General features: G+C 66.3%; 17 protein-coding genes, 1 tRNA gene and 1 pseudogene. 6 read left to right on the forward strand and 13 right to left on the reverse strand.

Annotated elements, in window-relative coordinates; translation table 11 throughout:
• Window positions 1-4: 4 nt before the first annotated feature.
• From RTO53_RS01100 to RTO53_RS01110, 3 genes are all read right to left on the reverse strand, one after another.
• Complete coding sequence (locus RTO53_RS01100; protein WP_312236050.1) at window positions 5-496, reverse strand: hypothetical protein; 492 nt, start codon at window positions 494-496, stop codon at window positions 5-7.
• Window positions 493-1,482, reverse strand: a complete 990-nt coding sequence (locus RTO53_RS01105) for an RHS repeat-associated core domain-containing protein (RefSeq protein WP_312236051.1) — start codon at window positions 1,480-1,482, stop codon at window positions 493-495. The genes RTO53_RS01100 and RTO53_RS01105 overlap by 4 nt, the downstream gene beginning before the upstream one ends.
• 209 nt (window positions 1,483-1,691) lie before the next feature.
• Window positions 1,692-1,767: transfer RNA gene (locus tag RTO53_RS01110), tRNA-Thr, on the reverse strand.
• Window positions 1,768-1,971: 204 nt separating this feature from the next.
• Here RTO53_RS01110 and treA point away from each other — a divergent pair.
• Window positions 1,972-3,603, forward strand: coding sequence for an alpha,alpha-trehalase TreA (gene treA / locus RTO53_RS01115; protein ID WP_312236052.1), 1,632 nt, complete (start codon window positions 1,972-1,974; stop codon window positions 3,601-3,603).
• Window positions 3,604-3,627: 24 nt separating this feature from the next.
• Here treA and RTO53_RS01120 read toward each other — a convergent pair whose 3' ends face one another.
• Both RTO53_RS01120 and RTO53_RS01125 read right to left on the reverse strand, forming a co-directional pair.
• Entirely contained in the window at window positions 3,628-4,347 is a 720-nt protein-coding gene (locus tag RTO53_RS01120; protein WP_312236053.1) for a lysoplasmalogenase, read from the reverse strand.
• Complete coding sequence (locus RTO53_RS01125; RefSeq protein ID WP_312236054.1) at window positions 4,344-6,227, reverse strand: peptidase M61; 1,884 nt, start codon at window positions 6,225-6,227, stop codon at window positions 4,344-4,346. The genes RTO53_RS01120 and RTO53_RS01125 overlap by 4 nt, the downstream gene beginning before the upstream one ends.
• A 183-nt stretch (window positions 6,228-6,410) precedes the next feature.
• On the opposite strand from RTO53_RS01125, the gene RTO53_RS01130 reads away from it, so the two are divergent.
• Window positions 6,411-7,958, forward strand: coding sequence for a hypothetical protein (locus tag RTO53_RS01130; protein WP_312236055.1), 1,548 nt, complete (start codon window positions 6,411-6,413; stop codon window positions 7,956-7,958).
• Window positions 7,959-8,116: 158 nt separating this feature from the next.
• On the opposite strand, the gene ispH is transcribed toward RTO53_RS01130, so the two are convergent.
• The 5 genes from ispH to murJ form a co-directional block, all read right to left on the reverse strand.
• A complete protein-coding gene (gene ispH / locus RTO53_RS01135; RefSeq protein ID WP_312236056.1) occupies window positions 8,117-9,067 on the reverse strand; it encodes a 4-hydroxy-3-methylbut-2-enyl diphosphate reductase in 951 nt (316 codons plus the stop codon).
• A 55-nt stretch (window positions 9,068-9,122) separates the two neighbouring features.
• Entirely contained in the window at window positions 9,123-9,629 is a 507-nt protein-coding gene (lspA, locus tag RTO53_RS01140) for a signal peptidase II (protein ID WP_312236057.1), read from the reverse strand.
• Window positions 9,629-12,460: an isoleucine--tRNA ligase gene (ileS, locus tag RTO53_RS01145; protein WP_312236058.1), complete on the reverse strand. Its 2,832-nt coding sequence runs from the start codon at window positions 12,458-12,460 to the stop codon at window positions 9,629-9,631. Before ileS ends, lspA begins: the two co-directional genes overlap by 1 nt.
• Entirely contained in the window at window positions 12,457-13,404 is a 948-nt protein-coding gene (locus RTO53_RS01150) for a bifunctional riboflavin kinase/FAD synthetase (protein ID WP_312236059.1), read from the reverse strand. The genes ileS and RTO53_RS01150 overlap by 4 nt, the downstream gene beginning before the upstream one ends.
• Before the next feature lie 75 nt (window positions 13,405-13,479).
• Window positions 13,480-15,084 carry a murein biosynthesis integral membrane protein MurJ gene (gene murJ / locus RTO53_RS01155; RefSeq protein ID WP_312236075.1) on the reverse strand — a complete coding sequence of 535 codons (1,605 nt, stop codon included), beginning with the start codon at window positions 15,082-15,084 and terminating at the stop codon, window positions 13,480-13,482.
• Window positions 15,085-15,200: 116 nt separating this feature from the next.
• On the opposite strand from murJ, the gene rpsT reads away from it, so the two are divergent.
• Window positions 15,201-15,470 carry a 30S ribosomal protein S20 gene (gene rpsT, locus RTO53_RS01160; protein ID WP_019184515.1) on the forward strand — a complete coding sequence of 90 codons (270 nt, stop codon included), beginning with the start codon at window positions 15,201-15,203 and terminating at the stop codon, window positions 15,468-15,470.
• Window positions 15,471-15,771: 301 nt separating this feature from the next.
• On the opposite strand, the gene cgtA is transcribed toward rpsT, so the two are convergent.
• From cgtA to rplU, 3 genes are all read right to left on the reverse strand, one after another.
• Complete coding sequence (gene cgtA / locus RTO53_RS01165; RefSeq protein WP_312236060.1) at window positions 15,772-16,824, reverse strand: Obg family GTPase CgtA; 1,053 nt, start codon at window positions 16,822-16,824, stop codon at window positions 15,772-15,774.
• A 195-nt stretch (window positions 16,825-17,019) separates the two neighbouring features.
• A complete protein-coding gene (rpmA, locus tag RTO53_RS01170) occupies window positions 17,020-17,280 on the reverse strand; it encodes a 50S ribosomal protein L27 (RefSeq protein WP_019184517.1) in 261 nt (86 codons plus the stop codon).
• A gap of 15 nt (window positions 17,281-17,295) precedes the next feature.
• Entirely contained in the window at window positions 17,296-17,613 is a 318-nt protein-coding gene (gene rplU / locus RTO53_RS01175) for a 50S ribosomal protein L21 (protein WP_256777131.1), read from the reverse strand.
• A 294-nt stretch (window positions 17,614-17,907) separates the two neighbouring features.
• Between rplU and uvrA the strand changes: the two are divergent.
• From uvrA to RTO53_RS01190, 3 genes and pseudogenes are all read left to right on the forward strand, one after another.
• Window positions 17,908-20,913: pseudogene (gene uvrA, locus RTO53_RS01180) on the forward strand (excinuclease ABC subunit UvrA).
• Window positions 20,913-21,320, forward strand: a complete 408-nt coding sequence (locus RTO53_RS01185; protein ID WP_312236061.1) for a thioesterase family protein — start codon at window positions 20,913-20,915, stop codon at window positions 21,318-21,320. The pseudogene uvrA and the gene RTO53_RS01185 overlap by 1 nt, the downstream one beginning before the upstream one ends.
• A 104-nt stretch (window positions 21,321-21,424) precedes the next feature.
• The gene (locus tag RTO53_RS01190; protein WP_312236062.1) at window positions 21,425-22,150 is read left to right on the forward strand and encodes an enolase; all 726 of its coding nucleotides are present in this window, start codon (window positions 21,425-21,427) and stop codon (window positions 22,148-22,150) included.
• Window positions 22,151-22,240: the final 90 nt, after the last annotated feature.

A 22,240-nucleotide genomic window follows, 5' to 3' on the forward strand; every position in this document is an offset into this window, starting at 1 on the left:
AGCGTCATGGTGATGGGCGGAACTTCGTGACCTTATTGCGAAGGCAGTCCGTTAATCCGCCGATGGCCATACGGACACAGGACTGGTCGACCATAAAGCTGAAACTGGCTGTCATCACCAGACCGGAGAAGTAGCTAAAGGTAAACACAGCCTTATTCGTGGATCGAACAAAGCGCGGATCATCTCCCAAGCCGACTTCAAGCACCTGCCCACCTCCATCTGCGGGCTGGAGCGCGCGCGAGAATGATCCACCGTCATCTAGCCAGTCTATAAAAGACTGCCTAAGCCCTTCCAATGCGTCTCGCGCCACGATGACTTGCGGAAGCACAACGCGAAAATCCTCAGTTGCCTCCCGCCCCCCCTCTGGCGCTCGATTCCAGTACTCGCCAACCAGCGTGAAGCGACAGACCATTTCGCGACCTGTGCTCTCCACAACTTCACACTCGAGATTCTCCATTCCTCGATTTGAGGGCAGCGACCATCTACGATCAGTCATCGAGACCTCCCTGTTGGATTTCCCTTGGGTCGGCGAGAATGCTCCTCGTTTCTATTGACATTTCTTTCTCCGGTATCGTGTGGAGTCCTTCCCCTGCTCGCATGCCCTCCTTGATCACTTCCGGGCCCACGGTCAGGAATCACCGAGTCGGGATCGCTACTTGAAGCGCCTTCATTTCTTCTCGTTTCAGACTGACGCCCACTTGTACTCTCAGGTGAATATGGATCACTCGGGATGAATGGCGATGGCGATCGTCCCGATTCGCCCCTGCTTCCAGGAATAGGCTGCCCATCTCGCCCCCGCCGCACTGTATCCCGACCTGCGGGACGTTCAGTGGGCCTCGAAGTTGGCCTTCCACTTGGTCCGCTCTCGCGATTCCCCCCGGATGTATCCTCACTGCGCTGGATGATTCCACCGGGGTGGGGAACCGGGATGGGAAGGATGTAAGGGGCCGGCATCGGAATCGCCTGCCGTCCATCAGGATCAGTGAACTTGTACGGATTCCCGTTCGCATACCGATACCGATTGAACTGCCCAACCGGCTGCTCATACGCTGTCACCGGATCCACCGACAGGAACACACCCAACTGCGGATCCATGTACCGCTGCTGCATGTAGCTCAGGCCAGTGGACGCGTCGCTCACATGCCCGGTATATCCAGGTCCATCAGCAACCTGACCGCCCACCACGGCACCGTAGGGCTCGTAGTCATAGCGCCTGATCACGTTGCCATTAGCATCGCTCTCGGCGACAACCGAGCCCAGTGCGTCCGTGTGGATGTAAGTGACCGTCGTCTGGGCGATTGCGCCTGGCGACACGCCAAGGCCAACGAGCAGCACGCAGCACAGCCAGGCGCCCAATGCCCCCAGCTTCCGAACTCGATCTTCAAATCCTCTGAAGCGGGTCGACACACCGCCTGCAGTTCCCCCGAACCTGCGCATCCTTCCAATCCCTGAAAGAGCCTTGAAGCAAGGCTGGGTATTCATAGCACAGGAATGGCCGGGTGCGGTTTCCAGATCGGGAACAGGGCGCGGCGCTAAGCGCCTGGGAAGCCGGGCTGGCCGCGAGATTCGGAAATTAGGGGCTGCCAGCCATGGGCTGGCACTACTGGGGGACCACGCAATCTGCCGGGAATCGCCCGGCGCTACCAGAGCACAAAGAAGCCCCGGCCTAAGCCGGGGCTTTTTGCTGTATCTGGTGCCGGAAATAGGAATCGAACCTACGACCTACGCATTACGAATGCGCCGCTCTACCAACTGAGCTATTCCGGCTGAGCAGGCAATTCTACGGGGGAGTGGCCGGGATGGTCAATTGGCCGCGCCAGCACGTCCGCAGCACAGGCCCGCAATCCCCGTTCCACGATCCCCGAGGCCGCCCGTCCCACAAGTGCTGCACCCACCACGGGCTGCCCCAGCAGGACCCGACGTTGACGCCACCGCCCCTACAGTGGCCGCATCACCCCCTGGAGGCCGCCGATGCGCTCCCGCCCCCGCTTCACCGGCCTGCTGCTGGTCTGCCTGCTCTGCACTGGCCAAGGCAACGCCGCCGCCGAAACCGCCCCGCCGCCGCCAAGCCCACCAGACCAGCAGTGGCAACCGCTGTTCCAGCAGGTCCAGGGCGCACACCTGTTCAAAGACCAGAAGACCTTCGCCGACGCCGTGCCCAGACAGGACGCAAGCGCCTTGCTGGCGCAGTGGCAACAGATGAGAGGGCAGCCGGACCACCTGCCCACGTTCATCGCCGGGCAGTTCACCGTGCCCGGAGAGGCCACCGCCTACGTGCCCCCCACGGGCGAGACCCTGCGCGCCCACATCGAAGGCCTGTGGCCGGTGCTCACCCGCACCACCGGGACGGTCGACCCGCGCGGCTCGTTGCTACCGCTGCCCAAGCCCTACGTGGTCCCGGGTGGACGCTTCCGCGAGGTGTATTACTGGGACAGCTATTTCACGATGCTGGGGCTGGCCTCGAGCGGACGCTGGCCGCAGGTACGCGACATGGTGGACAACTTCGCCTGGCAGCTGGATCAGTACGGGCACATCCCCAATGGCAACCGCAGTTATTACCTGAGCCGCTCGCAGCCGCCGTTCTTCAGCCTGATGGTGGATCTGCTGGCCACCCACGAGGGCGATGATGCGTATCGCCGTTACCTGCCCCAATTGCGCACCGAACACGCCTTCTGGATGCGCGGTGCCGATGGCCTGCAACCCGGCGCCGCCAGCGAGCGCGTGGTGCGGCTGGCCACTGGCCAGGTGCTCAACCGCTACTGGGATGCACGCGCGGTGCCGCGCACCGAGTCGTGGACCGATGACCTGTCCACCGCGGCACAGGCGCCGCAGCGCGCGCCGTCGCAGGTGTATCGCGACCTGCGCGCGGGGGCGGAATCGGGGTGGGATTTCAGTTCGCGCTGGCTGGCCGAACCGGGCGCGCTGGCCAGCATCCGCACCACGTCCATCGTGCCGGTGGATCTGAACAGCCTGCTGTTCCACCTGGAAACCACCCTCGCCCGCGCCAGCAAGGCCGCCGGTGACGGCAATGCCGCACGCGACTTCAGGCGGCAGGCGAAGGCACGCCAGCGCGCCATCAACACGCTGCTCTGGGATGCCGGGCACGGGTGGTACGCCGACCGCGACCTGGACACCGGCACGATCCGCCCCGCGCTCACCGCCGCCGCGCTGTTCCCGCTGTGGCTTCAAGTTGCCACGCCCGCGCAGGCCCGGCAGACCGCCAAGGCGGCCAACACGCAGCTGCTTCGCGAAGGCGGCCTGCTGACCACCACGGTGGACACCGGCCAGCAATGGGACGCGCCCAATGGCTGGGCGCCGCTGCAGTGGGTGGCGGTGGATGGGTTGCAGCGCTACAAGCAGGACGCGCTTGCACGCCGCGTCGGGGTCCGCTTCCTGCACACGGTGCAGGCGGTGTACGAGCGCGAGAACAAGCTGGTGGAAAAATATGTGGTGGACGGTTCGGCCGGCGGGGGCGGTGGCGGCGAATACCCGTTGCAGGATGGCTTCGGTTGGAGCAATGGCGTCACCGCAGCGTTGCTGGATCGGTTGTGCCCGCCCCGGAAGCGCTGCGATAACGCGCAGGATGTGGGTGACGAGGACTGATCACCGCTTCAATGCAACGTTGCATCAAACCGAAGCGCTTCGATCGCGACCTGCCACCGACCGCGCGATCCCATACTGCGCAGCGTAATACGTGCCCAGCACCAGCAGACTGGCCATCGGCAAGCCACCCGCAAAGCGGTCCCACGCCAGCAGCGAATCGCTGGCGACAAACAGCAGTGCGCCGCCGGCCGCCCAGCCTGCACTGCGACGCGAAACGCCAGGCAACGACGGTTTGGCCCACACGCGCGCCAACGCCAGCATCGCCATCAGCGCAAGCACCACCACGTAAGCCAGCACGGGGACGCGCATGTCGGCGGGGAGATGCGGCCACAGCGCGGTGACATTGGTGAAGGCGAACGCTCCCAACAGCACAACGGCCATCCACAATCCACGCCCTGCCCTGAAACCGGCGCGGAACGCGATGATGTAGCAGACATGTGCGAGCAGGAACGCGACCAGGCCCGGCACGAAGGCGTCCACCGGCAGCATCAGGGCGATGTCGCCGAGGCAGGAAAGCACCATGCCGGCCAGCACCGCGCGACGGTAGCGCGGTCCCGATGGGTCGGCGGAGGTTGCCGGCCGCCGGCCGGCACTACCCGGGTGCCATGCGATGGACGCGATGAGCAGGGTGGTCAGCGGCTTTGCCAGCCAGTGCAGCCAGCGACCGTCGCCGTGCAGCCCTGCGCCGATGATGGCGGCGGCCGCCAGCACTACGATGAGTAGCTCGCGGCCGCGGACGGTCATCGGGCTTTCCAGAGCTCAGCCAGACGATCCGGCTTGCCCGCAATGCGCTCAAGCGACGGATACAGCAGGCCACCGTGGTAATCCAGCGTGACCGTGTCGATGCGGTCGAAGCTGCGCACCAGCAGTGTGATGGGGGCCTTGTCGGTCTTGGCCGTGGCCACCGCGTCCTTCAGCGCGTCACCCTTGAACACGCGTCCGTTGACCGCCAGCACGGTCATGCCCGGGGTGAGGCCGGCGTTGAACGCGGGGCTGTCCCACAGCACGTCGGTGAGCGCGCCGCTGGTGGCCACGCTCAGGCCCAGTGAATAGACCAGGTTGGTGCCGTTGGCGCGGGTCTCCTGCGCTTTGAAGGTCTCGCTCGGGGTATCGGTGTAGACCAGCTTCCAGCCGGCCGCTTCCAGCCCGCCGGTCAGCGGCATGTGGCCATCCAGGCGCTCGCGCAGGAAGGTGGCCCAGTCAAACGGCGCGATGCCGTTCAAGGTGTGCACGACGTCGTCGAAGGTGTACGGATTGACGTTCCAGTCGCCGTCGTTCATGCCGAAGAACGCCTTGGCGAAATCATCCAGGCTGCGCTTGTTGCCGGTCAGTCCGCGCAGCTTGCCGTCCACGTCCAGCCACACCATCTGCCCGCCGGAGTAGTAGTCCTCGCTCAACTGGTAGTTGCGGAATCCCAGCGCGCGGCGCTGGGCGATGGTGGGATCGTTGGTGGTGTCCTGCAGGCTGCGCCACGCCAGACCCGGACGACCGCGATCATAGGTGGCCGCGACATTGGCCAGGGTTTCGCGGGTCTGCTGCACGCTCCACAACCCCGAGCGCGCGGCCAGCACCTGGCCCCAGAACTGGGTCTGGCCTTCGTACAGCCACAGCAGGCTGTCGCCCATGGGCACGTTGAAATTGGGCGTGGCCAGATCCGCACCGCGACGGTACTTGCCGTTCCAGGAATGGTTGAACTCGTGCGGCAGCAGGTCGCGGCCCAGCCACGTCTTGTCCCAGTCGGTGAAGTAGCCGGTCTCGGCGCTGTTCTCGCTGGAGCGCTGATGCTCCAGGCCGATGCCGCCGAGCTTGCCGGTCAGGGCGAGCAGGAATTCATAGCGGTCGAAGTGACGTGCGCCGTAAAGCTTGTACATCTGCTGCACCAGCGCGCGGTGTGCCTGCACCTGTTCGGGCTTGGCGACCAGCGACTTGGCGTCGTCGGCAAACACGTTCAGATGCACCGGCACCTTGGCGCCGGGATCCAGGTCGAACTGCTGGTAATAGCGGCCGGCGAACAGCGGTGAATCCACCAGGTGGTCGTAGCGGATCGGCTTGAACACCACCGTGTCGCCGTCGCGACGCTCGGTCTCCAGCGCAGTGGCATACGACCAGCCCTTGGGCAGGGTCACACTGGCCTGCGCCTGCAGGTTGCGGGTGATCACGCCGGCCGGATACAGCGAGTTGGCGTTCCACTGCAGGTTGAGCATCTCCGGGGTCATCACCACCCGCCCCTGGGTGCCGCCCTGCGACGACAGGAACTTGAACTCGGCCACCACCTCGCTGGCACCGTCGGGCACGTCCACCTGGAAGGCGTACACGTCGTACGGATCGCGCTTCCATGCCAGCGGCGTGCCGTTGGCGGTGACCACCAGCCCGGCCAGCTTGTCGATGGGACCGCTGGGCGAATGGCTGCCCGGCAACCACTGCGGATACAGCAGGGTGAGCGGACCGGGCTTGGCCGGAATGGTCGCCTTGACCTTGAAGATGCGCCGGCCGATGTCGCGCGCGTCCACATCGATGCGCAGCACGCCCGGCCAGGCCACATCCTGTGGTGGCGGCGTCTGCGCCTGTACGCCACTGGCCGACAACGCCAGCAGCACGGACAGGACGGTGGCACGCATCTTCATCGGCAGAACTCCAGCGGCGAAACATCCGATCCTAGACCTCGCTATCGCCCTGCCCCATGGCCAAAGGTCATGCGCCGGGCTGCGGCCAGAACGGGCAAAGCCCGGCGGTGCGTGCCGTCGTGTTCACCGCGCTGGCGTCACACTGCCCACCAGATTGCAGACACTGCCCGGGAGGCATCACGCATGCAGGCACGCAGATGGATGGGCGGGCTGGCCGTCGCGGCGGCCGCGGCCACCGCCGCACTGACCCTGCGGGGGCCCCGCCGGCGCGTGCCCCTGCCTGCGGTAGACGACGTCACCCCGTTGTTGCCTGATCAGGACCAGCTCTGGCACTGGATTGAAGCGCTGAACGCGTTCGGCCCGCGATTGACGGCCACGCCCGCGCACGCGCAGGCAGTGGATTACCTGGCGGGCGAACTGGAGGCGCTCGGTCTGCAGGTGCACCGCCAGCATCACCGGATTCAGCGCTGGACCCCGCAGCACTGCGCGCTGCGGCTGGACGATGGCGCGCCGGTCGAGGTGGCCGCGCCCTATCCCTACTCGGGCCAGACCGACGCGCAGGGCGTGCACGGTCGGCTGGTGTGGCTGGACTCGGCCAAACGGATGGAGCCCGCGCGCGACGCGATCGCGGTGGTGCGGATCGATCCGGTGGCGTTGAGCCGTGCCAAGGCAGCGATGGTGTTCCAGCGCCGGGACATGTTGCCTGATGCCGGTGCCGGGTTCGCGCGCGGTGAGGTCGTCCCGGTGCTGGCGCCGTTGATCGATCCGACGCTGCTCGAACGCGCGCGCAAGTCTGGCGTGCGCGCGGTGGTCTGCGTGTTCGGCGGGTTGTCTGAAGGCCTGGCGCGTGATCAGGTGCTGCCGTTCACCACGCCGTGGAGGGACTGTCCGGCGCTGTGGGTGGGCGAACAGGCCGGTGAGGCGTTGCGGACGGCTGCGCACGCCGGGCGCAGTGCGACGCTGGTGCTGCAGGCCGAGCGCACCGCCGCGGGCACCGACGCCCTGCACGCCGTGCTGCCCGGCACCACCCGGGGCGAAAGCATCCTGATCAACACCCACACCGATGGCCCCAATGCGTGCGAAGAGAATGGCGGCGCCGGACTGCTCGCGTTGGCCGCCGCCTTTGCGCAGCGCCCGCGCCGTCGCGACATGGTGTTCGTGTTCGCCAGCGGGCACTTCCAGATTCCGCAGTTCACCGACCATGGCCAGGCCACGATGGCGTGGCTGCGTGCGCACCCTGCCCTGTGGGATGGCCAGGGTGATCACGCGCGCGCGGTGGCCTGCCTGACGCTGGAGCACCTGGGCTGCATGGAATGGAAGGACGGTCCGGGACGCGGCGAACCCCGGGCCACCGGCCGGCTGGAACGCGAGATCGTCTACGCCACCAACCCGGCGATGGAGCAGGTGTACCGCGCCGCCGTTGCCGGCCGCAGCAAGCTGCGCAGCCTGGTGGTGGCGCCGCGCATTGGCGAGCTGTTCCTGGGCGAAGGCGCCAGCCCGTACCTGTGCGGAATACCGGGCATCGGGCTGGTGCCCGGGCCGGACTATCTGTGCCAGCAGTTGCCGGGTGGTGGCCTGGAGCGGCTGGATGCCGGGTTCGCGTGGCAGCAGGTGTGCAGTTTCGCCAAGGCGTTGGCGTTGGTGGACGCGATGGACGCCGCAGCGATCGGCGCGGCTACGCCGGGACTGGAGAAGCCGTGGCAGCGATTGCGGGCGGTGTTCACCGGGTAAGGCGCGGTGGGATTGTCCGCGCGGAGAGCAGCCACGCATGGCGTGGCTCTACCGTTGAAGGTCCGTTATTGCCACGCGTGGGCTGGAATTCGCCAAGATCCGCGATCGCGACACGGTAGAGCCACGCCATGCGTGGCTGCACCAACGATCACGCCCGGTCAGCTGATCAGCTGCAGCCGCAGTTCCTTCGGCAACGCAAACACCATGGACTCCGGCTCGCCGTCGAGCTCACCGACGCCGGTCGCGCCCAGTTCCTTCAACCGTGCAATCACGCCATCCACCAGTACCTGCGGTGCCGAGGCGCCGGCGGTCAGGCCGATGTGCTGCTTGCCGGTCACCCAGGCCGGGTCGATCTCGTGGGCGCCGTCGATCAGGTAGGACTCCACGCCTTCGCGGCGCGCCAGCTCACTGAGGCGATTGGAATTGGAGCTGTTGGGCGAGCCCACCACCAGCACCAGGTCGCAGCGCTGGGCCAGGTCGCGCACGGCGTCCTGGCGGTTCTGGGTGGCGTAGCAGATGTCGTCGTTCTTCGGCCCCTGCATCGCCGGGAAGCGCGCGCGCATGGCGTCGATGATGCCGCGCGTGTCGTCCACCGACAGCGTGGTCTGGGTGGTGTAGGCGAAGTTCTCCGGCTGGTCGATTTCCAGCGTGGCGACATCCTCGACATCTTCCACCAGGTAGATCCGGCCGGTGCCGCGCTCGCGGCTCCACTGGCCCATGGTGCCTTCCACTTCGGGGTGGCCGGCATGGCCGATCAGCACCACGTCGCGGCCGGCACGGCAGTGGCGGGCCACTTCCAGGTGCACCTTGGTGACCAGCGGGCAGGTCGCATCGAACACCTTCAGCCCGCGCCGCTCGGCTTCCTGGCGCACGGCCTGGGACACGCCGTGGGCGCTGAAGATGACCGTGTTGTCATCGGGCACTTCGTCGAGTTCCTCGACGAAGATCGCGCCGCGGGCCTTGAGGTCGTCGACCACGAAGCGGTTGTGCACGACCTCGTGGCGCACGTAGATCGGCGCGCCCAGGGTCTCGATCGCGCGCTTGACGATCTCGATCGCACGATCGACACCGGCACAGAAACCACGCGGATTGGCGAGCAACACGTCCATCGGTCAGATACTCCGGCCGGCGCCAGGCCGGTTCATTGCGGGATACAGGGGGGAATTATCCCGCTTTTTTCTCGGCCTTGCCGTCGAACAGACCAAACACAGCGATCCCCACGGCCCCCACCACGATCGCCGCATCGGCGATGTTGAAGGAGGGCCAGTAATGGTCACCGATGTACCACTGGATGAAATCGACCACGTGGCCGTGCATCAGCCGGTCGATCACGTTGCCGATCGCCCCGCCGATGACCAGGGCGTAAGGCACGGCGCTGCGCCACTGGCCGCGCGCGGTGCGCGACAGCCAGAACGCCATCAGGCCGCTGATGCCCACCGCCAGCGCGGTGAAGAACCACAGCTGCCAGCCACCGGCATCGCTCAGGAAGCTGAATGCCGCACCGGTGTTGTAGGTGCGGAACCAGTTCCAGAAGCCCTCGATGACCACCACCGGCTGGTACTCGGGCAGGCTGGACAGGACCCAGGCCTTGCTCCACTGGTCCAGGCCGATGATCGCCGCCGACAGCAGCAGCCATACCAGGGCATTGGGACGCGGACGGACGGCGCTCATCAGAACCACCGCCGATCTTCGCCGGCACCGTCGAGGTTGGTCACGCAGCGACCGCACAGCTCGGCATGGGCGGCCACTGCGCCGACATCGGCGCGGTAATGCCAGCAGCGCACGCACTTCTGCTTTTCGGTCGGCTGGGCGCTCACGAACACCTCATCGGTGGTCGCCGGGCGCACCTGCACGTCGCCGCTGATCAGCAGGAAGCGCAGCTCCTCGGCCAGCGGCTGCCAGCGCGCGGCGATCTCCGCATCGGCCGCCACGGTGATCTCCGCCTCCAGCGCCGCACCGATCGCACCGTTGGCGCGCATCGGCTCGAGCACCTTGGCCACCTGCTCGCGCAGCGCCAGCAGCTGGTCGAAGTCGGCGGCGTTGAGCGGTGCATCGGCCGGCAGCGGCACCAGGCCGTCGTACCAGGTGGCCATCAGCACGTTGTCCTTGCGCGCGCCCGGCAGATAGCCCCACAACTCATCGGCGGTGAAGCTCAGGATCGGCGCGATCCAGCGGGTGAACGCTTCGGCGATGTGGTACATCGCGCTCTGCGCCGAACGCCGGCCACGCGAGTCAATTGGCATGGTGTAGAGCCGGTCCTTGGTCACGTCCAGGTACAGCGAGCCCAGGTCGACGCTGCAGAAGTTCAGCAGCAGTTGCACGATCTCGGCCATGTTGTAGCCGGTGTAGGCCGCCTTGATCTTCTCCTGCACCTCGAAGGCGCGGTGCACGATCCAGCGGTCCAGCGCGACCATGTCGGCCGGGGCCACCAGGTGCAGGGCCGGATCGAAACCGTCCAGGTTGCCGAGCAGGAAGCGCGCGGTGTTGCGCAGGCGCCGGTAGGCGTCGGCGTTGCGCTTGAGGATCTCCTGCGACAGCGACATTTCATTGCTGTAGTCGGCCGAGGCGATCCACAGGCGCAGGATGTCCGCGCCCAGGGTCTTCATGATGTCCTGCGGCTCGATGCCGTTGCCCAGCGACTTGGACATCTTGCGGCCCTTCTCATCCACGGTGAAGCCGTGGGTGAGGCACTGCTTGTACGGGGCCTGCTTGTCGATGGCCACGCCGGTCAGCAGCGAGGACTGGAACCAGCCGCGGTGCTGATCCGAGCCTTCCAGGTAGAGGTCGGCCGGCTTGCCGAAACCACGTGCCAGCAGCACGCCTTCATGGCTCACGCCCGAATCGAACCAGACGTCCAGCGTGTCGGTGACCTTCTCGTAATGGGCCGCTTCCTCGCCCAGCAGTTCGGCCGCGTCGAGCGAATACCACACGTCGATGCCGCCCACCTGCACGCGGTCGGCCACCTGCTGCATCAGCTCGACGGTGCGCGGATGCGGCTCACCGGTTTCACGATGGGTGAAGAAGGCGATCGGCACGCCCCAGGTGCGCTGGCGGCTGATGCACCAGTCCGGACGCCCTTCGACCATGCCGCCGATACGCGCCTTGCCCCAGCTCGGGAACCAGCCGACGTTGTCGATGGCGGCCATCGCATCGCGGCGCAGGTTGGCCTTGTCCATCGAGATGAACCACTGCGGGGTCGCGCGGAACACCACCGGGGTCTTGTGACGCCAGCAGTGCGGGTAGCTGTGCACGATGTCGACGAAGGCCAGCAGCGCACCGGAGGCGCGCAGCACCTCTACGATCAGCGGCTGTGCCTTCCACAGGTGCACGCCGGCCAGTTCGACATCGCCGGCGGGCGGGGTCGACGGCAGGTACACGCCGCGGCCGTCGACCGGGTTGATCTGGCCCGCGGTGTACTGCTCCATCAGACCGTACTGCTGGCTCACCACAAAGTCTTCCTGGCCGTGGCCCGGGGCGGTATGCACCGCACCGGTACCGTCTTCGTCCGAGACGTGCGCGCCGTTGAGCAGCGGGATGTCACGGGTGGGATAGAACGGATGGGCCAGCAGCAGGTTTTCCAGCGCGGCGCCGGTGGCGTGCCCGTGCACGACCAGGCCGTCCACGCCGTAGCGCTGCAGCGAACGTTCCGCCAATGCCGCGGCCAGCACCAGCCAACGGCGCTTGCCGTGGTGGGCGGGGCCTTCGGCCAGCACGTACTCGATCTCCGCGCCCAGCGACACCGCCAGCGAGGCCGGCAGCGTCCACGGAGTGGTGGTCCAGATCGGCACCGCGACCTCGACATCGGCCGGCAGCGCCACGCCGAAGCGCTGCGCCAGCTGTGCCGAATCACGCGCCACGTACGCGACGTCGATCGCCGGCGAGGTCTTGTCCTGGTACTCGATCTCCGCCTCGGCCAGGGCCGAGCCGCAGTCGAAGCACCAGTGCACCGGCTTGGCGCCGCGCACGATGTGACCGTTGGCGAACACCTTGGACAGTGCGCGGATTTCATTGGCCTCGAAATCGAAGCTCAGCGTCTTGTACGGGTTGTCCCAGTCGCCGATCACGCCCAGGCGCTTGAAGTCGCGGCGCTGCAGGTCGATCTGCTCTTCGGCGAACTCGCGGCACTTCTGGCGGAACTGTTCGGCATCGAGCTTGACCCCGACCTTGCCCCACTTCTTCTCGACCTGGATCTCGATCGGCAGGCCATGGCAATCCCAGCCCGGCACGTAGGGCGCATCGAAGCCGGCCAGGTAGCGCGACTTGACGATGATGTCCTTGAGGATCTTGTTGACCGCATGGCCCAGGTGGATCTGGCCATTGGCATAGGGCGGGCCGTCGTGCAGCACGAACAGCGGGCGACCCTGCGCGTTCTCGCGCAGGCGGGCGTACAGGCCCTCGTCTTCCCAGCGCGACAGAATGCCCGGCTCGCGCTTGGGCAGGTCGCCGCGCATCGGGAATTCGGTTGCCGGCAGATGAAGGGTGGCTTTGTAGTCCTGGCTCACGCAGTGGCTCGCAATCTGTGTTCGGAAAGGATGTGACGCGCCTGTTCGGCGTCACGGTGCATCTGGTCGGTCAATGCAGCCAGATCTTGGAACTTTTCTTCGTCGCGCAACTTGGCGACGAACTCCACTTCAATATGGCGACCGTACAGATCGCCCCGGAAATCGAACAGGTGCGCTTCCAGCAGCGGCTCCACGCCCTCCACCGTCGGCCGCGTGCCGAAGCTGGAGACCGACGGCCACGGCTGGTCGAACACCCCGTGCACCCAGGTCGCATAGATGCCCGACAGCGCGGGGGTCTTGGGGAACCGCAGGTTGGCGGTCGGGAACCCCAGCGTACGGCCCAACTGGCGGCCGCGCACTACCCGGCCCCCGATCGAATACGGACGCCCGAGCAGGTCATTGGCGTGGCTGAAGTTGCCCTCGCGCAGCAACTGGCGGATGCGGGTGCTGGAGATGCGCTCGCCGTGCAGGTCGATCGGCTCGATCTCACCGGCCGCAAAGCCGCGCTCGGCGCCCATCGACTGCAGCAGCGCCAGGTCGCCGCGACGGCGGTTGCCGAAGCAGAATTCCGGGCCGATCCAGACTTCGCGCGCGCTCAGGCGCTGCACCAGCAACTGCTCGACGAAGTCTTCGGCCTGCATCGCGGCCATGCGCGCATCGAAGCGCAGCAGGCCGATCGCATCCACGCCCAGCTCGCCGAGCATGGCCACCTTGTCGCGGGCCAGGGTCAGCCGCGGCGGCGGCTCGCCCTGGGCGAAATACTCACGCGGCAACGGTTCGAACGCGACCGCCACGGCAGCCACGCCCAGCGCGCGCGCGCGCGCGACGGCGTGGCGCACCAACGCACGATGGCCCAGGTGCAGGCCGTCGAATGCGCCGATGCAGACCACGCTTCCGTGCGGGAACAGTTGCCCGCCTTCGATACTTCTAAACAGCCTGCTCATCAACTGGGAATCCGGCCCACCAGGGCCGATGCGTTGCAAGGGATAGCCATGAAGTATAGCCGGGGTGTCCACGGATCAATGCTCGCGCAGGTGGCGCGGGCGGAAACCCATCGCGACAAGGGCCACCAGATAGGTCAGCCCACCGCTGCCGACCAGCAGCGCCAGGTTGCCGATGCGGTGCCATTTATCCATGCCGGTGAAGCCGGGCATGGTGTACAGCAGCCCCAGCAGCACCGCCACCATGGCCAGGCAGGCCAAGCCCAGGCGGGTCACGTAGCCGGCCCAGCCGGGCTTGCGCTGGTACACGCCGGTCTTGCCCAGCCAGTACCAGAGCAACCCGAGGTTCAGGTAACTGGACAGCGCGCTGGCGATGCCCAGCGCCAGGTGCAGCCCCGGCTGCTTGCCCAGCGCCACCCAGACGCCTTGCGCCTTGAGCGCCTCGGGCACCATCACCTGGTACAGCACCGCCAGCAGGATGACGTTGAACACCATGTTGGCCACCAGCGCGGCGATACCGGCGCGCACCGGGGTCTTGGTGTCCTGGCGGGCGTAGAACGCCGGCAGCACCACCTTCAGGAGCGCGAACGCCGGCAGGCCGAAGCTCAGGCCATACACCGACAGCGCGGTCATGCGCGTATCGAAGGCGGTGAACTGGCGGTACTGGAACAGCGTGGCGATCAGCGGCTCGGCCAGCAGCAGCAGGCCCAGCATCGCCGGCACCGCGATCAACAAGGTCGTGCGCAGGCCCCAGTCCAGCGCGTTGGAGAACCCGGCCTTGTCGGTGCTGACGTGGTGCCGGGCCAGCGCCGGCAGGATCACCGTGCCCAGCGCCACCCCGAACACGCCCAGCGGCAGTTCCAGGAACCGGTCGGCCAGCGACAGCCAGGACTGCGAGCCATCGGTCAGCTTGGCGGCGATCACCGTGTCCAGCAGCAGGTTGATCTGCGCCACCGACGAGCCGAACAGGGTCGGCACCATCAGGGTCAGCACCTTGCGCACACCGGGGTGGCGCCAGCCCCAGCGCGGCAGGGTGAGCAGGTTGATGCCCTTCAGCGAGGGCAGCTGGAACAGCAGTTGCAGCATGCCCGCCGCCAGCACCGCCCAGCCCAGCGCCAGGATCTGCTTCTCCGGGGTGCCGCCCAGCCGCGGGGCCAGCCAAAGCGCGCCGGCGATCATGCACAGGTTGAGGATGACCGGGGTCAGCGCCGGCATCGCAAAGCGCTGGAAGCTGTTCAACGCCCCCCCGGCCAGCGCGGTGAGCGAGACGAACAGCAGGAACGGGAAGGTCAGCCGGAACAGGTCCACCAGCAGGCCGTGCTTGGCCGGGTCGGTGTCCACGCCACTGGAGAACAGGGTGGCCAGCTGCGGGGCGAAGATCAACGCCAACGCCGTGACCAGCAGCAGCACCCCGCCCAGCGTGCCCGCCACGCGCGACATCAGCTCGCGCAGGTCCTCATGCGGGCGGGTTTCCTTCACCTCGGTGAACACCGGCACGAACGCGGTGGCGAAGGAGCCCTCGGCGAACAGCCGGCGCAGGAAATTGGGGACCCGGAAGGCCACCCAGAAAGCATCGGTCACCGCATTGGTACCGAAGGTCGTGGTGATGACCTGGTCGCGGACCAGTCCCAGCACCCGCGACACCATGGTCATGCTGCTGAATGACAGCAGCCCGCGCAACATCCTTGGTGAACTCACCCGTGTTCCCTCTTGACAATTGACTTGACGTACATTTTTCGAGCCATCATACTTTCCAGCTTGCTGTTCCCATTACACCGATTTTTCAGGAAACCACCACTGTGGCCAATATCAAGTCCGCCAAGAAGCGCGCCAAGCAGACCGTCGTGCGCAACGCGCGCAATACGGCTCAGCGTTCGATGCTGCGCACCGCTGTCAAGAAGGTGATCAAGGCTCTGGATGCCAATGACGCCGCCGGCGCCGAGGCAGCCTTCGCTGTTGCCCAGCCGATCCTCGACCGTTTCAGCTCGCGTGGTCTGATCCACAAGAACAAGGCTGCTCGCCACAAGAGCCGCCTGACCGCGCGCATCAAGGCCATCAAGGCCGCCTGATCCGGCGACGTGGTTGTGGTGGGGCCATGCCTTGCATGGCTTCGACCCGATCGCAGAAAAAAACCCGGCCCCGGCCGGGTTTTTTGTGTCTGCCGCTGCAGCACCCGCCGCCGTAGAGCCACGCCATGCGTGGCCGCCCTCTGTTCCGGCGTCGCGCAGGCCTGGCGCCAGCCACGCATGGCGTGGCTCTACGGGGGACGCATCGCTGGCGCCTGATGCCAGCCACGCAGCGCGCCCCGCCCCGGCTGCACCACAGAAAAACCCGGCCGCAGCCGGGTTTCTCAGGGGCGCGCGGAGGCGCTCAGTACGCATCGCGCGCTTGCGCCTCATCTTCCTTCTGGCGGTCGAAGAAGGCCATGATGTTGGTCATGATCGGCCAGGTGCCTTCACGGCCCAGCGCCGATACCAGGTACCACGGCTGGGTCCAGCCCAGCTCGGCCACGATCTTCTCGGCGGCCGCCTTGGCCTCGTCTTCGAACATCAGGTCGGCCTTGTTCAGCACCAGCCAGCGCGGCTTGTCCAGCAGTTCCGGGTCGTGCTTGGCCAGCTCGCGCTCGATCGCACGGACCTGCTCGATCGGCGACACCCCGTCCACGCCGCCTTCCATCGGGGAGATGTCCACGAGGTGCAGCAGCAGGCGGGTGCGCTGCAGGTGGCGCAGGAACTGCGCGCCCAGGCCGGCACCGTCGGCGGCACCTTCGATCAGGCCGGGAATGTCGGCAATCACGAAGCTGCGGTAATTCTCGACACGCACCACGCCCAGGTTCGGGTACAGGGTGGTGAAGGGGTAATCGGCCACCTTCGGGGTGGCGGCGGACACGGCGCGGATCAGCGTGCTCTTGCCGGCGTTGGGGAAGCCCAGCAGGCCCACGTCGGCCAGCAGCTTCAGCTCCAGCTTGAGCAGGCGCTCCTCGCCCTCTTCGCCCGGCAGCGCCTGGCGCGGCGAGCGGTTGGTCGAGCTCTTGAAGTGCATGTTGCCCAGGCCGCCGCGGCCGCCCTTGGCCACCAGCAGGGTGTCATCGTGCTGGGTCAGGTCGCCGATCACTTCGTCGGTGGCCACGTTCATCACCACGGTGCCGACCGGCACGGTGATGATCAGGTCTTCGCCACCCTTGCCATAGGCCTGGCGGCCCATGCCGTTCTCGCCGCGCTGCGCCTTGAAGATGCGCTCATGGCGGAAATCGACCAGGGTGTTCAGGTTGGAGTCGGCGCGGATCCACACGCTGCCGCCATTGCCGCCATCGCCACCGTCCGGGCCGCCCAGCGGAATGAACTTCTCGCGACGGAAACCGACGCAGCCGTTGCCGCCATTGCCGGCGGTGACCTGGATTTCTGCTTCGTCTACAAGTTTCATGATTCTGGATGCCAACTGGAGGCGATGGGCAACGGATGCGCCCGACCGCAGAGTCTAACGTCCCCGGTACGATCCAGGGACGGTGGCGGGAAGGATCCCCGCACCGGTGTATTCAATAAAAACAAAAACCCCGCCGAAGCGGGGCTTTCGTCAGCGGCCCCACGCCGAGGCGTGGGCGCCTGCGTATCGCGAAGATCAGGCTTCGGCGACGACGCTGACGGTACGACGCTTCTTCGGGCCCTTCACCGAGAACTCCACCTTGCCGTCGACGAGCGCGAACAGGGTGTGGTCACGGCCCAGACCAACGCCGGTACCCGGGTGGAACTGGGTGCCGCGCTGACGGACGATGATGTTGCCGGCATCGATGGCCTGGCCACCGAAGATCTTGACGCCGAGGTACTTCGGGTTGGAGTCGCGACCGTTGCGCGATGAGCCTACGCCCTTCTTATGTGCCATGACTGGTCTCCTTGATTACTTGCTGCCACCGGCAATGCCGGTGATCTCGATTTCGGTGTAGTACTGACGGTGACCCTGACGCTTCATGTGGTGCTTGCGGCGACGGAACTTGATGATCCGGACCTTGTCAGCACGACCCTGGGACACGACCTTGGCGGTGACCGAAGCGCCGCTCAGCGCGTCGCCGATCTTGATGCCATCGCTGTCGCCCAACATCAGGATGTTGTCGAACTTGATCTCGTTGCCGACTTCGACTTCGAGCTTTTCAACGCGGAGCTTTTCGCCCTGCGCCACGCGGTATTGCTTACCGCCGGTTACCAGTACTGCGTACATGACCAGACTTCCTCTGTAGTTATTGTGGTCTATGGACTGCTGCCATCGAGGGCAGACAGAAGCGGGATTTTAATGACTGGGGGTGGGTCGGGTCAAGTCACCCCCCGCCTTGCCCCGTCCGGACCTGAATCCTGTTCAGGTAACGCCGCGGCGGGTCGCAGGCGATGAGACCCGGGGCTGGCAATGTGCGCGATTGCCCCCAAATCCCAAGCTCGGTAGGCTGACCGATTGCCGTCTCCGCTTGCCCCACCCGCTTGCCGGCCCTCCGGGCCAGAGCCTCACAACGGATCCCCCATGGCGATGGAATTCATCCGCATCCGCGGCGCGCGGACGCACAATCTCAAGAACATCGATCTCGACCTGCCCCGCGACAAGCTCATTGTCATCACCGGCCTGTCCGGCTCGGGCAAGTCGTCCTTGGCGTTCGACACCATTTACGCTGAAGGCCAGCGCCGCTACGTGGAATCGTTGTCGGCCTATGCCCGGCAGTTCCTGAGCGTGATGGAAAAGCCGGACCTGGACCATATCGAAGGCCTGTCCCCGGCGATCTCGATCGAGCAGAAGTCGACCTCGCACAACCCGCGCTCGACCGTCGGCACGATCACCGAGATCTACGATTACCTGCGCCTGCTGTACGCCCGCGTCGGCAGCCCGCGCTGCCCCGACCACGGCTACCCGCTGGAAGCGCAGACGGTCAGCCAGATGGTCGACCACGTGCTCACCCTGGACCCGGAGCAGCGCTACATGCTGCTGGCCCCGGTGATCCGCGAGCGCAAGGGCGAGCATGCCCAGGTCTTCGACCAGCTGCGCGCGCAGGGCTTCGTGCGCGTGCGCGTGGACGGCACCCTGCATGAAATCGACGCGGTGCCGCCGCTGGCGCTGCGCCAGAAGCACACCATCGAGGCGGTGATCGACCGCTTCCGTCCGCGCGAAGACATCAAGCAGCGCCTGGCCGAGAGCTTTGAAACCGCGCTCAAGCTGGGCGACGGCATGGTCTCGGTGCAGTCGCTGGACGTGGAGGACGCGCCTGCGCACCTGTTCTCGTCCAAGTACAGCTGCCCGGTCTGCGATTACTCCCTGCCCGAGCTGGAACCGCGCCTGTTCTCGTTCAACTCGCCGGTCGGCGCCTGCCCGGGCTGCGACGGGCTGGGCATGGCCTAGTTCTTCGATCCGTCGCGCGTGGTGCTGCACTCGGAGTTGTCGCTGTCGGCCGGTGCCGTGCGCGGCTGGGATCGCCGCAATGCCTATTATTTCCAGCTGATCGCCTCGCTGGCCAAGCACTACAAGTTCGACGTCGATGCGGTGTGGCAGAGCCTGCCCGAAGACGTGCGCAAGGCGGTGCTGTTCGGCAGCGGCGAAGAAACCATCACCTTCACCTACTTCACCGAGGCCGGTGGCCGCACCCAGCGCAAGCACCGCTTCGAGGGCATCATTCCCAACCTCGAGCGCCGCTACAAGGAAACCGAATCCTCGGCCGTGCGCGAGGAGCTGGCCAAGTACATCAGCGAGCGCAACTGCCCCGAGTGCAACGGCCAGCGCCTCAACAGGGCCGCACGCAACGTGTTCGTCGCCGACCGTGCGCTGCCGGAACTGGTGGTGCTGCCGATCGATGAAGCGCTGAAGTTCTTCAACGGCATGTCCCTGCCCGGCTGGCGCGGCGAGATCGCCGGCAAGATCGTCAAGGAGATCGGCGAGCGCCTGGGCTTCCTGGTCGATGTGGGCCTGGATTACCTCACCCTGGAGCGCAAGGCCGACACCCTGTCCGGCGGCGAAGCCCAGCGCATCCGCCTGGCCAGCCAGATCGGCGCCGGCCTGGTGGGCGTGATGTACGTGCTGGACGAGCCGTCGATCGGCCTGCACCAGCGCGACAACGAGCGCCTGCTCGGCACGCTTACCCGGCTGCGCGACCTGGGCAACACGGTCATCGTGGTCGAGCATGACGAAGACGCGATCCGCCTGGCCGACTACGTGCTGGACATCGGTCCGGGCGCGGGCGTGCATGGCGGCGAAATCGTCGGCCAGGGCACCCTGCAGGACATCCTGGATTCGCCACGCTCGCTGACCGGCCAGTACCTGTCGGGCAAGCGCGCCATCGAGATCCCGGCGCGCCGGCACAAGCCCAACCCGAAGATGACCCTGCACCTGCGCGGTGCCAGCGGCAACAACCTCAAGGGCGTGGACCTGGACATTCCGTCGGGCCTGCTGACCTGCATCACCGGCGTGTCCGGCTCGGGCAAGTCGACCCTGATCAACGACACCCTGTTCTCGCTGGCCGCCAACGAGATCAACGGTTCTTCGCACGCGGTCGCCCCCTACAAGGAGGTCGAGGGCCTGGACCTGTTCGACAAGGTCGTGGACATCGACCAGTCGCCGATCGGCCGCACTCCCCGCTCGAACCCGGCCACCTACACCGGCCTGTTCACGCCGCTGCGCGAGCTGTACGCGCAGGTGCCCGAAGCACGCGCACGCGGTTATTCGCCCGGGCGTTTCAGCTTCAACGTGCGCGGTGGCCGCTGCGAAGCGTGCCAGGGCGATGGCCTGATCAAGGTGGAAATGCACTTCCTGCCGGACGTGTACGTGCCCTGCGATGTGTGCCACGGCAAGCGCTACAACCGCGAAACGCTGGAGATCCTGTACAAGGGCTACAACATCAACGACGTGCTGCAGATGACCGTCGAAGATGCGCTGAAGCTGTTCGAGCCGGTGCCGAGCATCGCGCGCAAGCTGGAAACGCTGGTCGACGTGGGCCTGAGCTACATCAAGCTGGGCCAGAGCGCGACCACGCTGTCCGGCGGTGAAGCCCAGCGCGTGAAGCTGTCCAAGGAACTGTCGCGGCGCGATACCGGCCGCACCCTGTACATCCTGGACGAGCCGACCACCGGCCTGCACTTCCACGACATCGAGGCGCTGCTCGGCGTGCTGCACAAGCTGCGCGACGAAGGCAACACGGTGGTGGTGATCGAGCACAACCTGGACGTGATCAAGACCGCCGACTGGATCGTCGATCTGGGCCCGGAAGGCGGCCATCGCGGCGGCACCATCCTGGTCACCGGCACGCCGGAAGACGTGGCGGCCTGCCCGACCTCGTACACCGGTCAGTTCCTGGCCAAGATGCTGCCGTCCATCAGCGCGCGTCCGGAGCGCCCGGCCGCGGTTGCCAACAAGCCCGACGCCCGTCCGCCGCGCAAGGCCAAGCCGGAAAAGCCGGTGAGGAAGGCGGCGGCGGCGGCCAAGAGCACCGGCAAGGTCAGCAAAACCAGCAAGGCCAGCACCGCCAGCAAGAAGAAAAAGGACGCCTGATGAGTACCGAACACAAGATCCTGGCCCGCGTACCGATCAGCGTGCGCTGGCGCGACATGGACAGCATGGGGCACGTCAACAACGCCAAGTACATCTCCTACCTGGAAGAAGCGCGCGTGCGCTGGATGCTGGGCGTGGAAGGCGTGTCGATGACCGACCGCATCGCACCGGTGGTGGCGGCCACCAACGTCAACTACCGCCTGCCGATCGTGTGGCCCAACGACATCGTGGTGGAGCTGTTCGTCGAGCGCCTGGGCAACAGCAGCGTGACCATCGGCCACCGCATCGTGGACGAGAAGAACGACAGCACGCTGTATTCGGACGGCAACGTGGTGGTGGTGTGGATGGATACGCAGACCGGCAAGAGCGCACCGCTGCCGGAGGCGATTCGCACCGCGTCAAGCTGAGGGTAGTGCCGGCCGCTGGCCGGCAGATCCACCCAATTGGAGGGAGCTACCTGGTTGCCGGCCAACGGCCGGCACTACCGCCGCTATTCGTTCAAAGGACTGCCATGTTCCACCAGACCGACATCCGCGTACTCCTTCCCGGAATGACGCCGTTTCCTGCCGACGTTTTCCCTGGGGAACAATCGTGGCTGGCCCAGCACCTGCTGCCGCTGATCGGCATTGATCTGGGCCTGCTGCATCCGGAACTGGCCGGCACCGTGGCTACGATGCTGTGCCCGATCGAGCCGTATGAAGGCTGCATGGGCGAAGCAACCGAAGAACACCATAATGCTTTCACCGGGACCAACTGGATCGCATTCGAGCTGACCACCGACAACCACATGCGCTTTCTCGGCGACGCGGGTTACTTCATCGGCGACCAGGTGCAGGACAGCGACGCGGTGGAACACATCGCCGAAATGCGCGACAGCTACGCCAAGGCACGCGCCTATTTCCAGACCCACGGCCGCCTGGCCAGCTATTCGCGCTATGGCGATGGCGAGCCGGGCGAGCAGGCGTACCTGGACACGCTCGGCGGGCAGATTTCCGGCGGCAACTGGACCGAGACCGCAGAGATCCCGGCGGCATTCGGGATCGCACTGGACCCGGCGATGTATGACCGCGACCGACCCGACGATGCCGAGAACGTGCGCATCACCCGCGACGGCAAGCCGTTCTTCGCGGTGGCCGAAGTGGCCGGTTACAACTGGTGCGCGGCGGGCGCCGATGCGATCGTGATGCTGTACGAACCGGACAGCCGCACGGTGCTGTTTTCCTACGACTGGACGTAACTGCGCGCGGTACCCCTTCACGGCAGCCGAGCATGGCTCGGCTCTACCCATTGCAGCGCGCGACGCGCAATTGATGCGCTCAGGCAGTGT

Source organism: Stenotrophomonas sp. (assembly GCF_031995405.1).
Taxonomy (GTDB): domain Bacteria; phylum Pseudomonadota; class Gammaproteobacteria; order Xanthomonadales; family Xanthomonadaceae; genus Stenotrophomonas.